At 57.5% G+C, this 19,324-nt stretch carries 18 protein-coding genes; 15 read left to right on the top strand and 3 right to left on the bottom strand.

Translation table 11 applies throughout. The features are described 5' to 3' along the window. Positions 1 to 17: 17 nt before the first annotated feature. From HMPREF1631_RS06270 to HMPREF1631_RS06255, 4 genes are read left to right on the top strand one after another with little or no spacing between them, the layout of a single operon-like run. Entirely contained in the window at positions 18 to 410 is a 393-nt protein-coding gene (locus HMPREF1631_RS06270; protein ID WP_052047197.1) for a YraN family protein, read from the top strand. After that, on the top strand, positions 410 to 1,960 hold the full coding sequence (locus HMPREF1631_RS06265; RefSeq protein WP_034233662.1) for a YifB family Mg chelatase-like AAA ATPase: 1,551 nt from the start codon (positions 410 to 412) through the stop codon (positions 1,958 to 1,960). The genes HMPREF1631_RS06270 and HMPREF1631_RS06265 overlap by 1 nt, the downstream gene beginning before the upstream one ends. Then, positions 1,953 to 3,164 (top strand): DNA-processing protein DprA, encoded by a 1,212-nt coding sequence (dprA, locus tag HMPREF1631_RS06260; RefSeq protein WP_198017388.1) that lies wholly within the window; start codon positions 1,953 to 1,955, stop codon positions 3,162 to 3,164. The genes HMPREF1631_RS06265 and dprA overlap by 8 nt, the downstream gene beginning before the upstream one ends. Before the next feature lie 9 nt (positions 3,165 to 3,173). After that, positions 3,174 to 4,112 carry a tyrosine recombinase XerC gene (locus tag HMPREF1631_RS06255; RefSeq protein ID WP_034233660.1) on the top strand — a complete coding sequence of 313 codons (939 nt, stop codon included), beginning with the start codon at positions 3,174 to 3,176 and terminating at the stop codon, positions 4,110 to 4,112. Positions 4,113 to 4,237: 125 nt separating this feature from the next. Here HMPREF1631_RS06255 and HMPREF1631_RS07025 read toward each other — a convergent pair whose 3' ends face one another. Next, positions 4,238 to 4,813, bottom strand: coding sequence for a M23 family metallopeptidase (locus HMPREF1631_RS07025; protein WP_084707532.1), 576 nt, complete (start codon positions 4,811 to 4,813; stop codon positions 4,238 to 4,240). 349 nt (positions 4,814 to 5,162) lie between these two features. Between HMPREF1631_RS07025 and rpsB the strand changes: the two genes are divergently transcribed. Both rpsB and tsf read left to right on the top strand, forming a co-directional pair. Next, positions 5,163 to 6,014 (top strand): 30S ribosomal protein S2, encoded by an 852-nt coding sequence (gene rpsB / locus HMPREF1631_RS06245; protein WP_034233658.1) that lies wholly within the window; start codon positions 5,163 to 5,165, stop codon positions 6,012 to 6,014. 39 nt (positions 6,015 to 6,053) lie between these two features. After that, entirely contained in the window at positions 6,054 to 6,905 is an 852-nt protein-coding gene (tsf, locus tag HMPREF1631_RS06240; protein WP_034233656.1) for a translation elongation factor Ts, read from the top strand. 82 nt (positions 6,906 to 6,987) lie between these two features. On the opposite strand, the gene HMPREF1631_RS06235 is transcribed toward tsf, so the two are convergent. Then, the gene (locus HMPREF1631_RS06235; protein ID WP_052047195.1) at positions 6,988 to 8,493 is read right to left on the bottom strand and encodes an MFS transporter; all 1,506 of its coding nucleotides are present in this window, start codon (positions 8,491 to 8,493) and stop codon (positions 6,988 to 6,990) included. Positions 8,494 to 8,583: 90 nt separating this feature from the next. Further along, complete coding sequence (locus HMPREF1631_RS06230) at positions 8,584 to 9,414, bottom strand: YwiC-like family protein (RefSeq protein ID WP_052047194.1); 831 nt, start codon at positions 9,412 to 9,414, stop codon at positions 8,584 to 8,586. A 126-nt stretch (positions 9,415 to 9,540) separates the two neighbouring features. Here HMPREF1631_RS06230 and pyrH point away from each other — a divergent pair, with 126 nt between their 5' ends. The 9 genes from pyrH (at position 9,541) to HMPREF1631_RS06185 (ending at position 19,324) form a co-directional block, all read left to right on the top strand. Beyond that, positions 9,541 to 10,290: a UMP kinase gene (gene pyrH, locus HMPREF1631_RS06225; protein ID WP_034233653.1), complete on the top strand. Its 750-nt coding sequence runs from the start codon at positions 9,541 to 9,543 to the stop codon at positions 10,288 to 10,290. A 13-nt stretch (positions 10,291 to 10,303) separates the two neighbouring features. After that, positions 10,304 to 10,861, top strand: a complete 558-nt coding sequence (gene frr / locus HMPREF1631_RS06220) for a ribosome recycling factor (protein WP_034233849.1) — start codon at positions 10,304 to 10,306, stop codon at positions 10,859 to 10,861. Between the two features lie 35 nt (positions 10,862 to 10,896). Then, positions 10,897 to 11,811 carry a phosphatidate cytidylyltransferase gene (locus HMPREF1631_RS06215; protein WP_052047193.1) on the top strand — a complete coding sequence of 305 codons (915 nt, stop codon included), beginning with the start codon at positions 10,897 to 10,899 and terminating at the stop codon, positions 11,809 to 11,811. A gap of 38 nt (positions 11,812 to 11,849) precedes the next feature. Further along, positions 11,850 to 13,124: a 23S rRNA (adenine(2503)-C(2))-methyltransferase RlmN gene (gene rlmN / locus HMPREF1631_RS06210; RefSeq protein ID WP_052047192.1), complete on the top strand. Its 1,275-nt coding sequence runs from the start codon at positions 11,850 to 11,852 to the stop codon at positions 13,122 to 13,124. Further along, on the top strand, positions 13,121 to 13,684 hold the full coding sequence (locus tag HMPREF1631_RS06205; RefSeq protein ID WP_034233650.1) for a DivIVA domain-containing protein: 564 nt from the start codon (positions 13,121 to 13,123) through the stop codon (positions 13,682 to 13,684). The genes rlmN and HMPREF1631_RS06205 overlap by 4 nt, the downstream gene beginning before the upstream one ends. 1 nt (position 13,685) lies before the next feature. Next, entirely contained in the window at positions 13,686 to 14,891 is a 1,206-nt protein-coding gene (gene dxr, locus HMPREF1631_RS06200) for a 1-deoxy-D-xylulose-5-phosphate reductoisomerase (RefSeq protein WP_034233647.1), read from the top strand. 3 nt (positions 14,892 to 14,894) lie between these two features. Beyond that, complete coding sequence (locus HMPREF1631_RS06195; protein ID WP_034233644.1) at positions 14,895 to 16,184, top strand: RIP metalloprotease; 1,290 nt, start codon at positions 14,895 to 14,897, stop codon at positions 16,182 to 16,184. 123 nt (positions 16,185 to 16,307) lie between these two features. Continuing rightward, a complete protein-coding gene (gene ispG, locus HMPREF1631_RS06190) occupies positions 16,308 to 17,444 on the top strand; it encodes a flavodoxin-dependent (E)-4-hydroxy-3-methylbut-2-enyl-diphosphate synthase (protein ID WP_034233642.1) in 1,137 nt (378 codons plus the stop codon). A gap of 95 nt (positions 17,445 to 17,539) precedes the next feature. After that, a complete protein-coding gene (locus HMPREF1631_RS06185) occupies positions 17,540 to 19,324 on the top strand; it encodes a proline--tRNA ligase (protein ID WP_198017387.1) in 1,785 nt (594 codons plus the stop codon).

Below are 19,324 nucleotides of genomic sequence, written 5' to 3'. Positions count from 1 at the left end.
ACTCCCAAGGAGGAGTTATGCATCTGAAATATAAAATCGGTACGGATCCGGCGCACTGCAGCGCCAAAGAACTGGGCCGGTGGGGCGAAGCCTTTGCGGAACGGTATTTAACCGGTCTGGGATACGGAATTCTGGAGCGTAATTGGCGCCACGCGCTGGGAGAACTGGATTTAATCGTGTATGATCCGGCGCGCGGCGCTACGGTGGCCGTGGAAGTAAAAACCCGGCGCGGATGTCGCTCGGGCACACCCGAAGAAGCGGTAACCGCACAAAAATTAAAACGGATCCGCGTCCTGCTGACGGCCTGGAGCGCCAGTCACGGATGCCGCGGCGCGCAAATCGAAGTCGATGTGCTGGCGCTCGCGGTAAAAGACGGGTACTGTGCCGTCAATCATCTGAAAGGCTTATAATGGCTGATCTGGGTCTTGCGGAAACGATAAAATTACAGGGCCTTGCGGGGAAGAAAATTTTAATCGAGGCGGCGCTCCTCAACGGACTGCCGAATTTTACGATTGTCGGCTTGCCCGATACTTCCGTAAACGAGGCACGCGAGCGCCTGCGCGCAGGTTTCCAGGCACTGGGACTTACCTGGCCCAACAGGCGTCTGATAATCAATCTTTCCCCTGCCGATACAGCCAAATCCGGCAGCGGTTTTGATCTGGGGATTGCCGTGGCGGTGATTAATGCTTTGGGATACGGAAATTTCCCTCCGCATACTGCACTTTTTGGGGAAATCGGCTTGGACGGGAGCGTACGCGGGGTAAGGGGAATACTTCCCGCGGTGCTGAACGCAAAAAAGATGGGGTTTGACAAAGCGGTCGTCCCCTCTGCGAATAAAACGGAAGCCGCCCTCGTCTCCGGAATCGAGATTCTGGCTGTGGCCCATCTCGGAGAAGTGGCCGCACTTTTGGGAGTTCCGAATCTGCCGCGCGCGGCGGCAGAACCACAGAAACGGAAGACCGACGCGGAGACTCCGGCCCGCCCGGATTGGGAGACGTGCGCGCAAGAAGATCTGAACGAAGTATGCGGGCAGGAGGAGGCAATTTTTGCTTTGCAGGTGGGTGCGGTGGGCAGACATCATCTGCAGATGGTCGGTGCCCCCGGGGTGGGCAAGACCATGCTTGCGCGGAGGTTTGTCGGTATTCTGCCACCCCTTACGGCACAGGAGGCGATGGAAGTTGCCGCCGTCAGATCACTGGACGGAGAACAGATCACCGCCCTGCCCGACAGGCGTCCCTTTGTTGCCCCGCACCACAGCACTTCGGCAGCGGCTCTTATCGGAGGGGGAAGCGGAGTGCCGAAGATGGGGGCAATCACGAGAGCGCATCGCGGTGTGCTGTACTGCGATGAATTTCCCGAATTTCGGGCAGAGAGTATTCAGGCTCTGCGTCAGCCGCTGGAAAGCGGAACGGTGGATCTGCTGCGTGCCCGGGCGCATGTGCGCTATCCCGCTTCCTTTCAGCTGATAACGGCCGCAAATCCCTGTAAATGCGGGTATCTGTCGGATTCCGGGGGAAAATGCAGCTGCACGGCAAAAGAGAGGGTGGCATACCGCAATAAAATCGGCGGTCCGATTGCGGACCGAATCGACCTGCATCTGACGGTCCGCCGGCCGACCGAAGCCGGACTGCGCCTTGGCGGAACCGTGTCCACAGCCGAGGCTGCGGCGCGGGTAATACGGGCCAGACAGCGCTCGCTGTTTCGGAATAGGCGGATAGAAGGTATCGCGCAGCCGGTAAATGCGTGTCTGCCGGGAAAATGGCTGCGCGGGAACTGTCGGCTGTCGGCAGTTATGTACGGGACGTTCAGCCGTCTCCTGCAGGCGGGGGAAATTTCTCTGCGCGGAGTCGACCGTACGCTGCGGATCGCTTTTTCCCTTGCGGATTTAAGGGAGAAAGACACGCCGGGAGACGATGAAATATATCTGGCGCTGCAAATGCGGGGAGCGGGAATTGGCTAACGAAGTTTTAAAGCGGTATTTCGCGCAGAGCGCACCGGATTTCGACCGGGAAAGAAAAGCGGCGCTGGTGTGGTCCTGTCTGTGTGAGCCGCAGGATCGCCTGGCGCGCCGGATAACGGAAGAAAAGGGATTTTTTGCGGCTCTGAAAGCGGTGGATGCGGCGGCAAAACAGAGTGCTTCGGAGGCCGGCCGGCCGAATCCGGCGCACAGGGGAAGCATCGGCAGCGAAATCAGACACAGCTGGTGTGCCCGTCTGCTGCGGTGGAAAGGATTTGATTTAAGCGCACTGCGGAAAACCGGCACCCGGTTTTTGCTTCCCTCAGATCCATGCTGGCCGCAGGGGCTGCTGTATCTGGGGGACACGGCGCCGCTGTCCCTGTGGGTAAAGGGGAATGCGGATGTGCTGAAAAATCCGGTAATTTCCGCTGTGGGCTCCCGCGATACCACGGAATCGGGACGGCGCACGGCACTTGATTTTTCTTATGCGCTTGCTCCCGGGTATGTACTTTGCTCGGGAGGCGCGATGGGGATAGATGCCTGCGTTCACCGCGCCGCACTGCTGCATAAAAGACCTACCGTTGTTGTTTCGGCCGGCGGGGTGGACCGTGCCTATCCGCGGACGCACGCTTCTCTTTTCCGGGAAATAGAGCAGTGCGGGGGAGCCGTTGTGAGCGAATCTCCCTGGGGATCGGCTCCGCAGCGGCACCGTTTTCTTTCCCGAAACAGAATTATTGCCGCGCTGGGGAAAGGAACGGTCGTGTTTCAGGCGGGTATCCGTTCCGGGGCGCTGAATACGGCACATCATGCCATGAGTATCGGACGGGAGGTAGGCGCGGTGCCGGGAGGTGTGGATACCGTTCAGTTTGCGGGGTGCAACAGTCTGATCCGCGAAGGTGCCACGCTGATTACTTCTGTGCGCGACATTTACGAAATGGTTGAACCGCTGTGCAAAACGGTTCGCTGCGGCGGGGAAGGGGATTTGTTTTTCCAATCCTGCGCTACGCGCCCGGAAGATACGCGCCGGGATTTCGATGCTCTTGCTCAGCGGGTATTTGACGCGGTGCCGCTGCGCAAAGCCTGTGATGTGCAGACGATAGCGGCGACTGCGGGAACGGACATTGCCGATACTCTGATAAAATTAAGTAAACTGCAGATTCGCGGGCGTGTGCGTGAATGTGACGGATTGTGGAAAAAACAGACGTAGAAGGTATATGTGGAAGATAATTTCGTGACGCAGCTGCTGGCCGAATATGAAAATGAACTTACACTGAGACGCGGATTTTCCGCGCACACCGTGAGAGCCTATCTGGGTGAGGCAAAAAATCTGCTGCGGTTTCTTGCAAACGGGGCGGTTTCCGCCGATTCCCCGGCGCAGACGGAAGAAAAAGAAGATCTCGCGCAGCGTCTGTCCGCTCTGAAACCGGATGATCTGCGGGCGTGGCTGTCCCAACGCGCGCAAAGCGGACAGCGGGCCTCGCTTGCCAGGCACTGCGCCGGCGGACGTTCGTTTGCAAAGTGGCTCTTCCGCAGCGGGTACGCAAAAGCCGATGCGGGGGCAAGGCTAAAATCCCCGAAAGTAAACAGCAGGCTTCCGCATATTCTTTCCCGGAAGCAGATGGCACAGTTTCTGAATTACTGTGCGGCACGTGCCGAATCGGGCAACCCGATACATGTGCGTGACCGGGCTCTTTTTGAACTGCTGTATGCTTCGGGAATACGAATTGCCGAATGCGCGGCGCTGAACCTTGCCGATTTGGGAGAAGACACGGTGAAAGTTTTCGGCAAGGGAGGTAAGGAAAGAATTGTGCCGATCGGAAAGCCGGCGCAGGCCGCACTGCGGGAGTGGCTGCGTCTGCGCCCGCAAAGCGTGCGCGACAAAGAGGCACTTTTTGTGGGGGAACACGGAAAAAGGATCAATGTGCGCGTGGTGCGCGCAATTCTGACCCGTTTGACCGCGCAGGCCGGAGTGCGGGAAATATCTCCGCACGGGATACGCCACAGCATGGCCACGCATATGCTTGAAGGCGGTTCGGATCTGCGTACGGTACAGGAGCTCATGGGCCATTCGTCTCTGACAACCACCCAAAGATACACGCATTTGACGCCGCAGCGGCTCAGAGAAGTATTCGGGCAGGCCCATCCGCGTGCCTGAGAGGCGAATGTCTTTTTTCCCTCCCCGGCGGGAAACACGGCGGTTTTGCGAAGATGCGCTTCGGGCGAAAACCCGTTCCGGGAACGGAAACAGAGCCCGGCGGAGGAGAAGTGCTGTCCGAAGTGCTATTCGTACAGACGTATTTTTCTGTGTTCCGACAGCAGCAGCATGGGATCGATATAAGAGTCGGGCCCCGTTTTCGCACCCCAATGCAGGCACGTGCCGACCCGGCAGCGTCCCTGTGCCACGGTCCCTATTTTCTGCCCCCGGGCAATGTTTTCTCCCCGGGATACGGAAGGGACAACGGATTCGTAGGTAGTGCGGATCCCGAAGCCGTGCAGGATTGAGATAACCGTCCGCCCGGCGACATCCCCCGCATAAACTACTTTTCCCGCAGCGGGGGCAAAAATTTCCTCACCGATTTTTGCCGCCAGATCAACACCCCGGTTTCCCGGATTCCAGTTGTGCGCTCCCACATGGAATCTGTTTACAACGCGGCATCTGCGCAGCGGACACAGGTATGCGGAGCGGGGATCTTTGCCGGCAGGCCGGGCCGCGGACCGGCCTGCGGCGCGCCCGGTGTTCCCGGAAAAAGCGGAGAGCTGCGCCGAAGTGCCGCCTGCGGAGGGAAAGCGGGCGGGAGACAGAGAAAATGCCGAAACCGAAAGCATAAAAAACAAAAAGACTTTTTTAATAAACATACTGTTATTGTGCTTCTCCGGCCGGGCGCGTTTTTTTCGAAGGCGGACCTGTGGATAACGTGCACACGGAGGGGACGTGTGCACGGAAGTTTCGCGGTGTAGGCAATTCCACTTTCCGAAAACCGCCCGCATTGGCGGAAAAGTGAATAAACGGGTACAATAAAAAAGCTGTGATTTTATCCGAAATTGCAGACTTCGCGCATGCGGAAAGGCGCACGGTCGCCCTTTTTGCGTCGGTCGGGAAGAAATTTCCGTACGCAAAACAGCCGCATGCCAGGGTTCGGGGGCAATTCCGCATCCGAACGAAAACCGAAACGCAGGCAAATCCTGCATGAATGAAAGGACGACTATGGCCGTCGTTACCATGCGCCAGCTGCTTGAAGCCGGTGTGCACTTTGGTCACCAGACACGTCGCTGGAACCCGAAGATGAAGCGTTATATCCTTAACGACCGTAACGGAATTTATATTATCGATCTGCAGAAAACGATCGGGGATATTAACCGGACCTATGATTTTGTGAAAGAAACCGTGGCCCACGGCGGAAATATTCTTTTTGTGGGCACAAAGCGCCAGGCGCAGCAGTCCATCCGCGAACAGGCCGAACGTGTCGGCATGCCCTACGTCAACGAACGCTGGCTGGGCGGTATGCTCACCAATTTCCAGACCGTGCATGCGCGCATTCAGCGGCTGAAGGAACTTGAGCTCATCGATTTCGATGACGTTGCCGGCTCGGGACGCACCAAAAAAGAGCTTCTGATGATGCGCCGTGAGAAAGAAAAGCTGGAGCGCGTGCTCGGCGGCATCCGCGACATGGTCAAGACGCCTTCCGCGGTTTGGGTTGTGGATACAAACAAAGAGCATCTGGCCGTGTTTGAGGCGAAGAAGCTGAACATTCCGGTGGTTGCGGTCTTGGATACAAACTGTGATCCGGACGAAGTGGATTATGCAATTCCCGGAAACGACGACGCTATCCGGTCCATCGAAATTCTTACGCGCATCGTAGCCGACGCGGTTGCGGAAGGCCTGCTGGCCCGGGGTGCGGGAAAGAATACGGAGGAAGCGTCTGCCGAGCCGATGCCGCAGTGGGAACGGGATCTTCTGGCCGGAGAGGCCGGGAAAGAGACCGGCGAGTCTGCCCCCGCGGCCGATGAAGCCGCACCTGCGGAAGAATCCGCGCCCGCAGCAGCGGAAGAAAAGTAATTTTTAAGTCCAACTTTTACCGAATTTTAAGGATAGACAATGGCAAACTTCTCTATTGCCGATATCAAGGCATTACGTGAAAAGACCGGCGCAGGCATGATGGATGTAAAAAATGCCCTTGCCGAAGCCGACGGCGATACCGCAAAAGCGGAAGAGATTCTGCGCCTGAAGGGCCTGAAGACGGCGGCGAAGCGCGAAGGACGCAGCGCAACCGCGGGTCTGGTGCTCTCGGAGATTGTTGACGGCGACAGCGGCAAAGTCGGCTATGTGGTGGAAGTAAATTCCGAAACCGATTTCGTGGCAAAGAACGAAAAGTTCCTTTCCTTTGCCCGGCAGATTCTGGAAGCTGCCATCGCCGCGAAGGCAACGACCGTGGCCGAAGTGCTGGCTGCGCCCGCAGAAGGCGGCACGGTGGACGATCTCGTAAAGAACTTCACCGGGATTATCGGCGAAAAGCTCGCCGTGGGAAGCATTCGGGTGCTTTCGGGCGAACATGTGGAAGCCTATATGCACCGCACGTCTCCCGATCTGCCTCCCCAGGTTGCAGTGCTGATCGCAACGGACGCGGCAGGTGCGAAAGTGGCGCACGACGTGGCCGTGCATATTGCGGCGATGAGCCCGGATTACCTGACGGAATCCGATATTCCGGAAGAAGTTTTGGAAACCGAGCGGCGTATCGCAACGGAACTGACGCTGGCAGAAGGCAAGCCGGAAAAGATTGTACCCAAGATTGTAGAAGGCCGTCTGAAGGGTTTCTACAAACAGAATGTGCTGCTTGATCAGGCCTATGCCCGTGATCCGAAGATGTCTGTGGGCCAGGTGGTAAAGGCCGCGGGCGGTACGGTAACAGGCTTTGAGCGCGTACGCGTGGGCGAGTCTGCCGCACAGTAGGCATTTGTCCGAACCAAAACCAAGATTTCCGGGCGGTGAAAGTTTTCACCGCCCGGAACTGTTTCCGCGCCGGCGGGCGCGGCTATGCCGTCTTTTTCTCCCGCCGGCGACCCTCATGGCGGAAGCGGACGGCAATTATCAGCGCAATAAAGATCAGCACGCAGATCGCCGCATAAGCCATAACAATTCCGAGATACCATTTTTCGTGACCGGCAGGCACGGGACGGGAAAAAGTGAAAAATACGGCTGTAACCAAAGCGTTGCCGATGGCTGTGGCCATGCGCTGACCGGTCTGAAGCACGCCGCCGGCGGTTCCGCCGTCTTCGGGAGGAACGTCCATCATTGCCTGGGTCTGGTTTGACGAGCCCATCATACCCGCACCGATACCGATCACGCACAGAGGAACGGCAAACCATCCAAACGGATATCCGTAATAATTCAGCCGGGTGGTGAATATCGTGCCCAGCAGACCGAGTATCAGGCACGCCAGAGCGAGAACCTGAATCCCGCGCCCGTGCCTGTAGGCGTATTTTCCCGCTATCACAGCGCCAAAGGCAGAGGCTATCGCGCTGGGGAGTGTAATGAGCCCGACATGCCATGCGGAAACGTGCAGACCGTTTTGCAGGAAAATGGCAAACACGGCAAAAATCGACGTGCTGCCGAGAAACTGGATAGTGCTGATCAGCATGGAATAGCTGAAAGTTTTGATTCCGAACAGCCGCAGATCCACCAGCGGAAGATGCCCGCGTTTTCTGTATCTGTTTTCCCACCACACCCAGATACCAAGCGCCGCCGCTCCGGCCGGCAGCCCAATCCATTTCAGCGCGGAGCCGGGAGTCATGAACGGAAGCATAACCGAAAGCACTGCCAGAGCCAGAAAAAATATCCCCGGCAGATCCAAAGCGGTCTTCAGCTGCGAAACAACATATTTTATCTTTCCCCCGCGCTGTCCGAATTTCTTTCGCTCGGTGCCGAAAGGGAGCCAAAACAGGGAAAGAACCACGCCGGCCATTCCGAGCGGGGCATTGATCATGAACGAGGCACGCCATCCCGTTTCGTTGCCGAATAAACCGATTAACGCGCCGGAGAGCAGGGGGCCGACCGCCACCGAAACGGAGACCGCCACGCCGAAGAAAGCGAATGCCTTGGCCCGTGCCTCTTCCCGGAAATACTGCTGAATCAGGCCCGTGCTCTGCGGAGCCAGGATTCCGGAACCCAGCCCCTGTATGAAGCGCAGCGTATTGAGCCCGGCGGGAGACTCGGACAGGCCGATAAGGAAAGAAGCAATGCTGAAAATAGTCAGGCCGGTGGCGAAAGCGCCGCTGCGTCCGAAAATATCGCCGAGCCGTCCTGCGGGGACCAGTATCAGACCGATTGCAAGAGCATACCCGGAAAGTATCCACTGCAGCTGTGTTTCGGAAGCGCAGAGCGTCTGCCGTATTGCAAAGAGAGCATTGTTTACCGCCGAAATCTGCATCAGAGTGATGGTGAGCGGAATCAGAACCACAAGCAGAATTCGGTTGCGGTCATATAATTTCGCGGTTCCGGGCAGGACAATATAACGGGAATTTTCTGTAATGTGAATCAAGTCCTTTGTAATCTGTAAAATTTCAAAATTAATCCCATATTATGCCTGTTTGTTCCGCCGGACAAATACAGACAGGCAGAGAGCCGCACATCACACGCAAAAGCCGCAAAGAACCAGCACAAACAGCACGATGCAGAAGGCAAGCTCCGTCAGTCCGATGACGCGCGGTCGCAGCCATCCGTGCCGTCGCCCGTACAGAGGAACGGCCGCCGAGCGCAGAAGAAGAACCGCCCAGAAGAGAAAATGCGCTGCCGTGACGGCCGGGGAAATACGGGCGGCGGAGCACAGAGAGACAATAAGGATCAGGGAAAAGAGGTGGAAGGAAACCGAAGCGGCGAGCCAGGGAAGCGAGTTGCGGTTGCGGATATTCGTTTTCACGTATCCGACTGTGCCCAGAAAGTAGCAGGCAAAAGAGCAGAAAGCCAAAACCGCCCACATCAGGGGGGATCTGTGTGCGCCCAAAGCGTAGAAAACAAATAAAATCAGACAGGCGGCAAGGACGGTGACGGAGTCATTGAGCAAAGAACGTTCCATGCGTTTCCACGAGCAGAAACACGAAATCAGAATCAGGGGCAGAAAGACCGCCGCCGCGCACAGAACACGGGGAAAACAGAACACGAGGGGTGCGCCGCACAAAATGCACACAGCGGCATAGACGGCAAAAGGACGCAGAAAACAGCGGCGAAACCGTGTTTTCAAAAAGAGGGTGAAAGGATAAAAGGCAAAATAGCCAAACCACCAAAAGCCGAGCAGTGCCAGCTGCGGAATTTTAAATCCGGACAGTATTATTCCCGCTGCGGGAGGCATAATCAGCATCGCCCATGCCCCGTGCCATGCCGGCACCCAACCCCTGCGTCCGGCTGCGCCCCGGGGCCGCCGCCACGGGGTGTTTTTGGTGTGCGTCTGAATCCGTTTCTCCATGGCATAAGTCTAAAACAGAATAACACCGGAATAAAACAGAGTGAAAAACCCGAAAATGTAGGCACGTTAATATCTGAGTTTCCCATTCCTAAGATACAATCACAGTAGCGAGACGAAAGGAAGAGAATGTCGCAGACAACGCCACAATGGAAGCAGAAACAGGTTTCACGACGCCGTGTACTGCTTAAACTTTCCGGAGAAGTGTTCGGCGGCGGCGCGGTGGGCTTGGATACCCGGGTGCTGACCAGAGTGAGTAACGAGATCGCAACCGCCGTAAAAGCCGGCGTTCAGGTGGGAATCGTAGTGGGCGGCGGTAATTTCTTCCGCGGGGCACAGCTGCAGGAAAACGGAATGGATCGGGCGAGAGCGGACTATATGGGAATGCTGGGAACCGTGATTAATGCCGTTGCCCTGCAGGATTTCCTGGAAAAGGCGGGAGTTCCCTCCAGGGTGCAGACGGCGATTACGATGGCGCAGATCGCCGAAGCGTATATTCCGCTGCGCGCGATCCGCCATCTGGAAAAAGGGCGTGTGGTGATTTTCGGGGCGGGGGCAGGAATGCCTTTCTTCTCCACCGACACCGTTTCCGCGCAGCGGGCACTGGAACTGCGCTGCGATGCGATTTTGGTCGGGAAAAACGGCGTAGACGGCGTATACAGTGCCGATCCGCGCAAGGATGAAAACGCGGTGAAACTCGACTCCGTCAGTTATGACGACGCGCTGCGCAAAGGGCTGAAAGTAGTTGACGCGGCGGCATTTTCGCTTTGCCGGGACAACGGGCTGACAATGCGTATTTTCGGGATGACCGAGCCCGGAAACGTCACGCGTGCCCTGTGCGGCGAACAGATCGGAACATTGGTAGCAAACAATTTTTAGGATGGGAACAGACATGATCGACGAAGTAATGCTGGAAGCGGAAGAAAAAATGGAAAAGGCGGTTGCCGTGGCCCGCGGAGAATTCGGAAAGATCCGTTCGGGAAGGGCAAATCCGGAGCTGTTTACATCCCTGTACGTGGATTACTACGGCGCTCCGACACCGCTGCAGCAGCTGGCGACGGTATCAATTCCCGAGGCGCGTACCGTTTTGATCAGCCCCTACGACCGTTCCGCGATGAAAGATATTTCGCGCGCCATCGCCGAATCGGATTTGGGTGTTAATCCGACGGATGACGGCCAGGTGCTGCGGATCAACATGCCCGTACTGACCGAGGAACGCCGCCGGGACTATGTAAAGCTGGCAAAGACCAAAGCCGAAGAAGCGCGGATTTCCGTACGCGGTATCCGCCGCAAAGCGAAGGAAATGCTGGACAGAATCAAGAAAGACGGCGAAGCCGGCGAAGACGAAGTGGACCGCGCCGAAAAAGAACTCGATGCGCTGACGAAGAAATATGTGGAAGCGGTGGATTCGCTGCTGGCCGGGAAAGAAACGGAACTCATGGAAATCTGAATCCCGGTTCGGATTTTTGCATAAGGTAACCAAAAATGGCTGAGACCGAAGCTGAAACAGAATTTTCGCCAAAAGCGGCCGTGCGCAAACTGGTGCGGACCCTTAGACCGCACCCGCCCAAGCCGCCCGCGCGCACGACGTCGAAAGCGGGAAGAAACCTGCCCGCAGCCGTGGGGACTGCCGTCGTTCTGCTGACGGTTTTTGCGCTCTCTTTGGTTGTCCGGATTGAGATTTTTGTTGCCCTTGCCGTAGTGTTTCTCGGTATCGGACTGTGGGAATACGCGGGTGCGGTGATGGCCCGGGAAATCCGGATCGCGTTTTTGCCGCTGCTGGCGGGGCAGACCCTGATGCTTCTGTGTACGTGGGCATACGGTCTGACCCATGCGCTGACCGTGCTTCTGATTTGGTGCGCACTCTATCCGGCACTGCGGAAAACGGATTCGCGCGAGAATCTGAGCCGGTCGGTTGCCGGCACTTTTGCCTTGGCGTGGATTGGGTTTTCGGGCTGTTTTGCGGTGGCTATGGCGGCGGAGGGCAGTGCGGGCCCCAAGCTGATTGCGGCACTTATTTTGCTTCCCGTGGCGAACGACACGGGCGGCTGGCTGCTGGGTGTTCTTTTTGGCAGGCATCCGATTGCGGCGTCAATTTCCCCCAAAAAATCCTGGGAAGGATTCTTCGGTTCTTTTCTTCTGGCATTGGCAGCTTCCGCTCTGACGGTCGGTCTGCTTATCGGGCTGTCGTGGAAGTGGGTGCTGATTTTTGGTGCCGCTACCCCGGTTTTGGCCACGGCGGGGGATTTTGCCGAGTCGATGCTCAAACGTGATTTGGGAATTAAAGATATGGGAAGCATTTTTCCGGGGCACGGGGGAATGCTCGACCGTTTGGACTCCATTTTGTTTTGCGGTCCCACTTTCTATTTCCTGTTTCTTTTTGCGCTGAATTTCTCTTAAAATTCCAGAGTCGGGTAATCGCCGGGTATAAGGATAAAATGAAAAAACAGGTTCGTCCCAGAGTTGAAAACGGTCCGCGGCCGCTGCTCAGTTTTACCGAACAGCGTAAGGGGAAAGCGCCTAAACACCTGGTGGATTACGATCTGAAAACGCGCAGGGAACTGATGGGAGATTTCGGTTTTCCCCCGTTTCGCGCCGATCAGCTTTCGCGTCATTACTTCGGGCATCTTTGTGTGGATCCGCAGCAGATGACCGATCTGCCGGCGCAGATCCGCGACAGTGTGTGCCCGGTATTTTTCCCCCGGCTGCTCACCAAGGTACGCACGCAGGCTGCAGACGGCGGAAAAACGCTCAAAATACTGTGGAGACTTTTTGACGGCGTTGTGGTTGAGTCGGTGCTGATGAAGTATCCGAAACGGACCACACTGTGTATATCCTCCCAGGCGGGGTGCGGGATGGCGTGTCCTTTCTGTGCCACCGGGCAGGGAGGTTTAAAGCGTAATCTGAGCACCGCCGAAATTATTGAACAGCTGCGGGAAAATATGATTATCGCCAAATCGGGAATTGCCGGTGAGCCGTCCAATATCACGAACGTCGTATTTATGGGAATGGGCGAGCCGATGGCCAATTACAATGCGGTCAGGCAGGCTCTGCGCCGCATGATCTGCCCCGCGCCCGAAGGCTTTGGCATATCGGCACGCAATATCACCGTTTCCACCGTCGGCATGGTGCCGAAAATAGATGCGCTGGCCGAGGAAGGGCTGCCGGTGACGCTGGCGATTTCCCTCCATGCCCCGGATGACGGGCTGCGCGATGATCTGATCCCGATCAATTCGCGTTTCAAGGTGAAAGATCTGCTGGATGCCGCCCGGCGGTATTTCGTAAAAACGGGCCGGCGCGTATCTGTGGAATATGCCCTGATCAAAGACATGAACGACCACGAATGGCGGGCGCAGCTGCTGGCACACGAACTGAATATCAGGGGGCACGGATGGGCACACGTAAATCCGATTCCGTTAAATCCCACGCCGGGCAGTATCTGGACGGCGGCGAGCAAAAAAAGCGAGAAACTGTTTGTGAAAACACTGCTGGAGGCGGGTATCCCAACCACCGTGCGCGATACGCGCGGATCGGATATTGACGGTGCCTGCGGGCAGCTTGCCGCCGAGACAATAGACCGGGAGCATGTGGCCAGGCGTGCGGCAAAGGCGCAGGCGGATGTGGACGCGCGGATAGCGGGGCATCGGGCACGCCCGCAGAATTTAGATATGATGTTGGAAGAGCATAGCAAAAACAAAGGAAGCAAAGAATGACACAGACATTTAAGCGGGTTGGGTTCTTTCGCCACGGATACAGCGTAAAAGATGTTGATGCGTTTATGGCGCGCGCAAAACGGGTGTACAGCGAGAAGCAAAAAGCCGCCGCGGCTTTTACGGAAAACAACGATGCGGCCGAAATCCGCAATGTTTCCTTTGCCTGGAAACGCAACGGCTATGACGCCGCCCAGGTCGATGCCGCGCTGGAGCGTCTGGAGAGCGCATATATGAAGCATAAGCGCAGCGAGGTGATTACGGTCAGAGGCGAAGAAGGCTGGCTGGAAAAAGTGTATCGGGAGGCGACCACCCTCTACCCGCGGATGAGACTGCCCCGCGGAAAACGTTTTGCCTCCGCTTCCGGGCGCGGATACAAAAAAAGCGAAGTTGATCTGCTGGTGGAGAAAATTGCCGGCTATTTCGACGGGAAAACCCCGCTGAGCGTGGACGAGGTGCGCAGGACGCTCTTTTCCTCCGCCAGAGGCGACGCCGCTTACGACGAGCAGATCGTGGACGTGTATCTTGACCGCGTCGTGGAAGTGCTGACGGCAGTGGAATAAAATGCGCAGAGTATTTTTATTGGGCTCAACCGGATCCATCGGCACGCAGGCACTGGATGTGATCTCACGCAATCCCGACCGGTTTACGGTGGAGGGAATCGGCGGCGGCGGCGCAAATATCGCGCGTCTGGTGCGTCAGGCAGACACTTTTGCGGTGCCTGCCGTGGCAATTGCGGATGCGGCAAAAGAGACCGATTTCCGCAGTATGTGGGACCGGATAGCGGCGCCGAAACCCTGCCCGCAGCTTTTTCTCGGTGCGGAGGCGCCGGAGAGGCTGTGTTCCTGTGCCCGCCCCGAAGACGTGGTGCTGAACGGGATCACGGGGTCCGTGGGTCTGGCTTCCACACTCGCCGCGCTGCGTTCGGGAGCGACGCTTGCCCTGGCCAACAAGGAATCGCTTGTGGCAGGCGGCGGGCTGGTCGGTGCGGCCATGCGCCGGCCCGGACAGATAGTTCCCGTTGATTCGGAACATTCCGCAATCGCCCAGGCACTGCGTTCCGGACGGCACAACAGGGGGCTTACCGCGCTTTGCACGGACGGAACCAGCGAAGTAAAGAGAATTATTCTGACTGCTTCCGGCGGTCCTTTCCGGGGAAGGAAACGTGCCGATCTGGTGCACGTCACCCCTGCCGAGGCGCTGAACCATCCGACATGGAAGATGGGGCCGACGGTTACCGTAAATTCCTCCACCCTGATGAACAAGGCTTTGGAGCTGATCGAAGCGGCGTATCTGTTTGATGTTCCCGCGGACAGGATTCTGCCTGTGGTACATCCGCAGTCCGTGGTGCACTCGATGGTTGAATTTACCGACGGTTCAACACTTGCCCAGGCGTCTCCCCCCGATATGCGTCTGCCGATTGCTTTGGGTCTGTCCTGGCCAAACCGCCTTGCACAGGCCGCACGCGGATGCGACTGGAGCCGTGCAGGGGAATGGACTTTTGAACCTCTCGACACCGAAACGTTCCCCGCCGTTGCCCTGGCGCGCAGTGCTTTGCGTCATTCGCCTCTGCATCCTGCCGTGATGAACGCGGCAAACGAAGTATGCGTGGATCTGTTTTTGCGCGGGCGCATCGGTTACCTGCAGATCATGGAAACAGTGGAACGGGTGCTGGAGAAATTCCGTGGCGATACCGTAACGGATCTGCAGACGGTGCTCGGCAGCGAGGCATGGGCACGCCGGGAGGCGGCGAAAATTGCGAAAGGCTGAAGTTTGCTCTGCGGGATAATTCTTTTTATTCTCGGGCTGGTTTTTTCCGTTGCCCTGCATGAATTCGGCCATCTTCTGCCGGCGAAAAAATTTGGGGTGAAAGTCCCGCAGTATTTTATCGGTTTCGGCCCCACCGTTTTTTCAAAAACCTATCGGGGCACGCAATACGGTCTGAAATGGATTCCTCTGGGCGGTTATGTTTCGATTGCGGGAATGCTTCCGCCGGCGGGAAAACACACGAAGACCGTGCGCGCAAACGGCGAACTTACCGCCGCCGAGGAGGCCCGGAGGGAATCGGCAAAAGATCTTCTGCCCGGAGAGGAAGAAAAAGCGTTTTGGAGGCTTTCTCCCGGGAAAAAACTGGTGGTGATGTGCGGGGGAACGCTGATGAACCTGCTGCTGTCGCTGATCTGTTTTACGGCTGTGTTTGCCGGTTTCGGCGTCCCTGTTTTCACAAATAAGATAGGAGCGGTGGCTCCGTGTCTGAATTCGCAGGCCAAAGTCTGTTCTGCTCCGCAGATGACTCCCGCGGCGAAAGCGGGTCTGAAACCCGGGGACGTCATTGTGCGGTGGAACACGCAGAACACGGAAAACTGGCAGAAGCTGCGCCGGGCGATAGCGGCAAACGGGGAACGCCCGGCTTCGCTGGACATAATACGCGACGGACGCAAAATGACGTTGGGCATAACGCCGCGCCGGGTGCTGCGTCCCGTTACGGAAAAGGGAAAAGAGAAACCGCAGGTGCGGGAAAAGCAGAAGCTGCGCCGGGTACCTTTTGTGGGAGTGTCCCCGGCGGTGGAAAGAATCCCCGAAGGGCCTGCGGGCGTGGCCGGAAAAATATCGGAGATTGCACTATCCACGGGGAAAATTGTGTTTTCGCTGCCCGGGCAGCTGTGGAAGGTGACCTGGGGACTGTTTACCGGTGCCAAACGCGATCCCGAAGGTGTGGTCGGGCTCGTGGGCGTAGCCGATATGGCAGGATCGATTACCGCCGGCGCAAATCCCGGTTACACGGCGTCCGGGCGTGCCGCGGATCTGATAATGCTGCTGGGATCGCTGAATATGTCTCTGTTTGTGTTTAATCTGCTTCCGCTTCTTCCTCTGGACGGAGGGCACGCTTTGGGCGCGGCAGCGGATATGGTCAGAGGCAGGATGGCGAAAATACGCAGGCGACCGCCGCCCCCGCCCTTCGATACCGCGCGCATGATTCCCCTCAGCAGGGCTGTGATCTGTTTTTTCATTGTGATGACACTCATTTTGGCTGCCGCGGATCTGATTAATCCCGTGATGTAAAACGGAAAATCCGGTGCGCGGCGCAATATCCGGCGAATGTTGCGCATAAAGAAAAACGCGTGAACTGGATAAATTTTTCCAACGTGGAATAATGGAGACGTGAACAATCCAATTGCTTTAGGTATGCCCGGTGTGCGAGAAGAACCCGAAGTTCTTGCGCCGCGAAAGAAAACGCGTCAGATTCACGTGGGAAACGTGGCGGTGGGTGGGGGCGCCCCGATCAGTGTGCAGTCCATGACCACAACCAAGACGCACGATATCGGTGCCACACTGCAGCAGATTGCCGAACTTACCTCGGCCGGCTGCGATATTGTGCGCGTGGCCTGCCCGACCGACAAGGACGCCGAAGCGCTTTCGGCGATCACGCAGCAGTCGAATATCCCTGTTGTGGCCGATATTCATTTTCAGCCCCGGTATGTGTTTGCCGCCATTGAGGCCGGGTGCGGTGTGCGGGTGAACCCGGGGAACATCAAAAAATTCGACGACCGGATTCCCGAAATTGCCGCCGCCGCAAAAGCCAACGGAACGGCAATGCGTATCGGAATCAATGCCGGCTCGCTGGACCCGCGGCTGCTGAAAAAATACGGAAAAGCCACGCCCGAAGCCTTGGTGGAATCGGCAGTGACGGAGGCGCGTCTGTTTGAGGACGCGGATTTCCATGACTTTGCGATTTCGGTAAAGCATCATGATCCGGTGGTGATGGTCCGCGCCTACGAGCTTCTTTCCCGGGCGGGGGATTGGCCGCTGCATTTGGGGGTAACCGAAGCCGGGCCGGAGTTTCAGGGCACGGTTAAATCCGCCGTTGCTTTCGGGGCGCTGCTTTCCCGGGGGATAGGAGATACAATCCGCGTGTCCCTTTCTGCGCCGCCCGTGCAGGAAGTAAAGGTGGGGGAGCAGATTCTGCGTTCTTTGAATCTGCGTCCGAAACAGCTTGAAATTGTTTCCTGTCCCTCATGCGGAAGGTGCCAGGTGAATGTGTATGAGCTTGCCAATCGGGTCACGGAGGGTCTGAAAGACGTCACTTTCCCGCTGCGTGTGGCGGTAATGGGGTGCGTGGTGAACGGTCCCGGGGAGGCGCGCGAAGCCGATTTGGGCGTGGCTTCCGGCAACGGCAAGGGGCAGATTTTTGTGCAGGGAAAAGTGGTGGAGACGGTGCCCGAATCCGAAATTGTGGAGACGCTGATCCGCCGGGCCCGTGTGGTGGCGGAGGATCTGGGGCTGGCCGAAGACAGCGCTACGCATCCCGAAGTGCTGGTATAGCGAGGCGGTTTTCGGCTCTGCTTCCGCTTTGCGCGCAGATGCGCAGCCGGCTGTAAAACGCGGCGCAAACACGCTAGACTGTTCGTGTGTTAAGAATGTCTGAATTGTTTGTCCGCACGCTGCGTGAAAATCCGGCGGATGCGGAAGTTGAGTCCCATAAGCTTCTTGTTCGGGCGGGTTATATCCGCCGGGTGTCTCCCGGCATCTATACCTGGCTGCCCCTGGGGCTGAAAGTGCTGCGCCGGGTGGAAGCCGTAATCCGTGAGGAAATGGAACGTGCCGGGGCGCAGGAGGTTCTTCTTCCGGCCCTGCTGCCGCGCGAACCTTATGAGGCAACCAACCGGTGGGAAGAATACGGGCCCGGTCTTTTCCGTCTGAAAGACAGGCGCGGCAACGATTATCTGCTGGCACCCACGCACGAGGAAATGTTTACTCTGGCGGTGAAGGATATGTACTCCTCGTACAAAGATCTGCCGGTTACTCTTTATCAGATTCAGACAAAATACCGCGATGAGGCCCGTCCCAGGGCGGGCATGATCCGCACCCGCGAATTTTTGATGAAGGATGCCTATTCGTTCGACACCACGGACGGGGGCCTGGAGAAATCCTATCTTAATATGCGTGAGGCGTATATGCGTATTTTCCGCCGCCTGGGGGTGCCGTATGTGATCTGTTCGGCTACTTCGGGCGCAATGGGGGGATCGCGTTCGGAGGAGTTCCTCTTCCCGTGTGAAATCGGCGAAGATACTTTTGTTTCCTCACCCGGCGGGTATGCGGCAAATACGGAAGCCGTAACCACGCCGCCGCAGCCGGAGCAGGACTGTGCGGATGTGCCGCAGCCCGAAGTGATCGATACGCCGCAGGCAACCACGATTGATTCCCTTGTGGAAGTGATAAACAGGCTGTCCCCGCGCAAAGACCGCCCCTGGACGGGAGCAGATACGCTGAAGAACGTGGCACTGACGGCCGTGCACCCGGATGGGACCAGGGAAGTATTCGTGGTCGGTCTGCCGGGAGACAGAAACGTGGACGAAAAGCGGGTGGAGGCAAATATGTCTCCCGCCGAGATCGAGATGGCCACGCCCGAGGATTTGGCCGCACATCCCGAATTGGTGCCGGGTTATATCGGCCCGCAGGTGCTGGGGCCGAATTCGCCTCTGCGCCGCCGGGACGAAAACGGCAGACCCGTAGGTTCGGTGCGGTATTTCCTTGATCCGCACGTGGCGCGGGGTTCGGCGTGGATCACCGGGGCCAACAGGAACGAAAAGCACGTTGTGAATTATGTGTACGGGCGTGACTTCGAGGCCGACGGATTTTTGGAGGCGGCGGAAGTGCGCGCGGGAGACGAGGCCCCGGACGGTTCCGGCAGGCTGTCGATTGAGCGCGGCATCGAAATCGGGCATATCTTTGCTCTCGGCAGGAAGTATTCGAAGTCTCTGGGGCTGACGGTGCTGGACCGGGACGGAAAATCCACTGTGGTCACGATGGGATCCTACGGCATTGGGGTATCGCGGATTGTTTCCGCGCTGGCCGAGAAATACCACGACGGGAAAGGGCTGGCCTGGTCCGCCCGGACGGCTCCGGCGCATGTGCAGGTTCTGATTGCCGGCAAAGGCGAAGAACTGCGTGAGGCAGCCGAAAAAATTGCCTCGGAGCTGGAGGAAAGCGGTTTGGAGGTGCTTCTTGACGACCGGGCGAAGGTTTCCGTGGGCGTTAAGTTTGCCGATTACGAGCTGCTGGGAATGCCGGTTGCCGTGGTAGTCGGCAGAGGTCTGAAAGACGGAATGGCGGAAGTGCGCCGGCGCCGCGGCGAATCCGTAAATGTTCCTCTCGCCGGGATCACGGCGGCGGTCCGTGAGGCTTTAAAGCAGTGTGACTGA

This window comes from Arcanobacterium sp. S3PF19, from assembly GCF_000758825.1.
Classification (GTDB): Bacteria; Actinomycetota; Actinomycetes; order Actinomycetales; family Actinomycetaceae; genus Arcanobacterium_A.
Note: the sequence above shows the minus strand (reverse complement) of the source record. Positions and strands in the feature narration are given on the sequence as shown.

Coding starts and splice junctions, on each gene's coding strand:
- tsf (WP_034233656.1), top strand. CDS start 6,054: ATGGCAAACTTCTCTATTGCCGATATCAAGGCATTACGTGAAAAGACC.
- HMPREF1631_RS06265 (WP_034233662.1), top strand. CDS start 410: ATGGCTGATCTGGGTCTTGCGGAAACGATAAAATTACAGGGCCTTGCG.
- HMPREF1631_RS06215 (WP_052047193.1), top strand. CDS start 10,897: ATGGCTGAGACCGAAGCTGAAACAGAATTTTCGCCAAAAGCGGCCGTG.
- rpsB (WP_034233658.1), top strand. CDS start 5,163: ATGGCCGTCGTTACCATGCGCCAGCTGCTTGAAGCCGGTGTGCACTTT.
- HMPREF1631_RS06185 (WP_198017387.1), top strand. CDS start 17,540: ATGTCTGAATTGTTTGTCCGCACGCTGCGTGAAAATCCGGCGGATGCG.
- HMPREF1631_RS06230 (WP_052047194.1), bottom strand. CDS start 9,414: ATGGAGAAACGGATTCAGACGCACACCAAAAACACCCCGTGGCGGCGG.
- frr (WP_034233849.1), top strand. CDS start 10,304: ATGATCGACGAAGTAATGCTGGAAGCGGAAGAAAAAATGGAAAAGGCG.
- ispG (WP_034233642.1), top strand. CDS start 16,308: ATGCCCGGTGTGCGAGAAGAACCCGAAGTTCTTGCGCCGCGAAAGAAA.
- HMPREF1631_RS07025 (WP_084707532.1), bottom strand. CDS start 4,813: ATGTTTATTAAAAAAGTCTTTTTGTTTTTTATGCTTTCGGTTTCGGCA.
- dxr (WP_034233647.1), top strand. CDS start 13,686: ATGCGCAGAGTATTTTTATTGGGCTCAACCGGATCCATCGGCACGCAG.
- HMPREF1631_RS06205 (WP_034233650.1), top strand. CDS start 13,121: ATGACACAGACATTTAAGCGGGTTGGGTTCTTTCGCCACGGATACAGC.
- pyrH (WP_034233653.1), top strand. CDS start 9,541: ATGTCGCAGACAACGCCACAATGGAAGCAGAAACAGGTTTCACGACGC.
- rlmN (WP_052047192.1), top strand. CDS start 11,850: ATGAAAAAACAGGTTCGTCCCAGAGTTGAAAACGGTCCGCGGCCGCTG.
- HMPREF1631_RS06270 (WP_052047197.1), top strand. CDS start 18: ATGCATCTGAAATATAAAATCGGTACGGATCCGGCGCACTGCAGCGCC.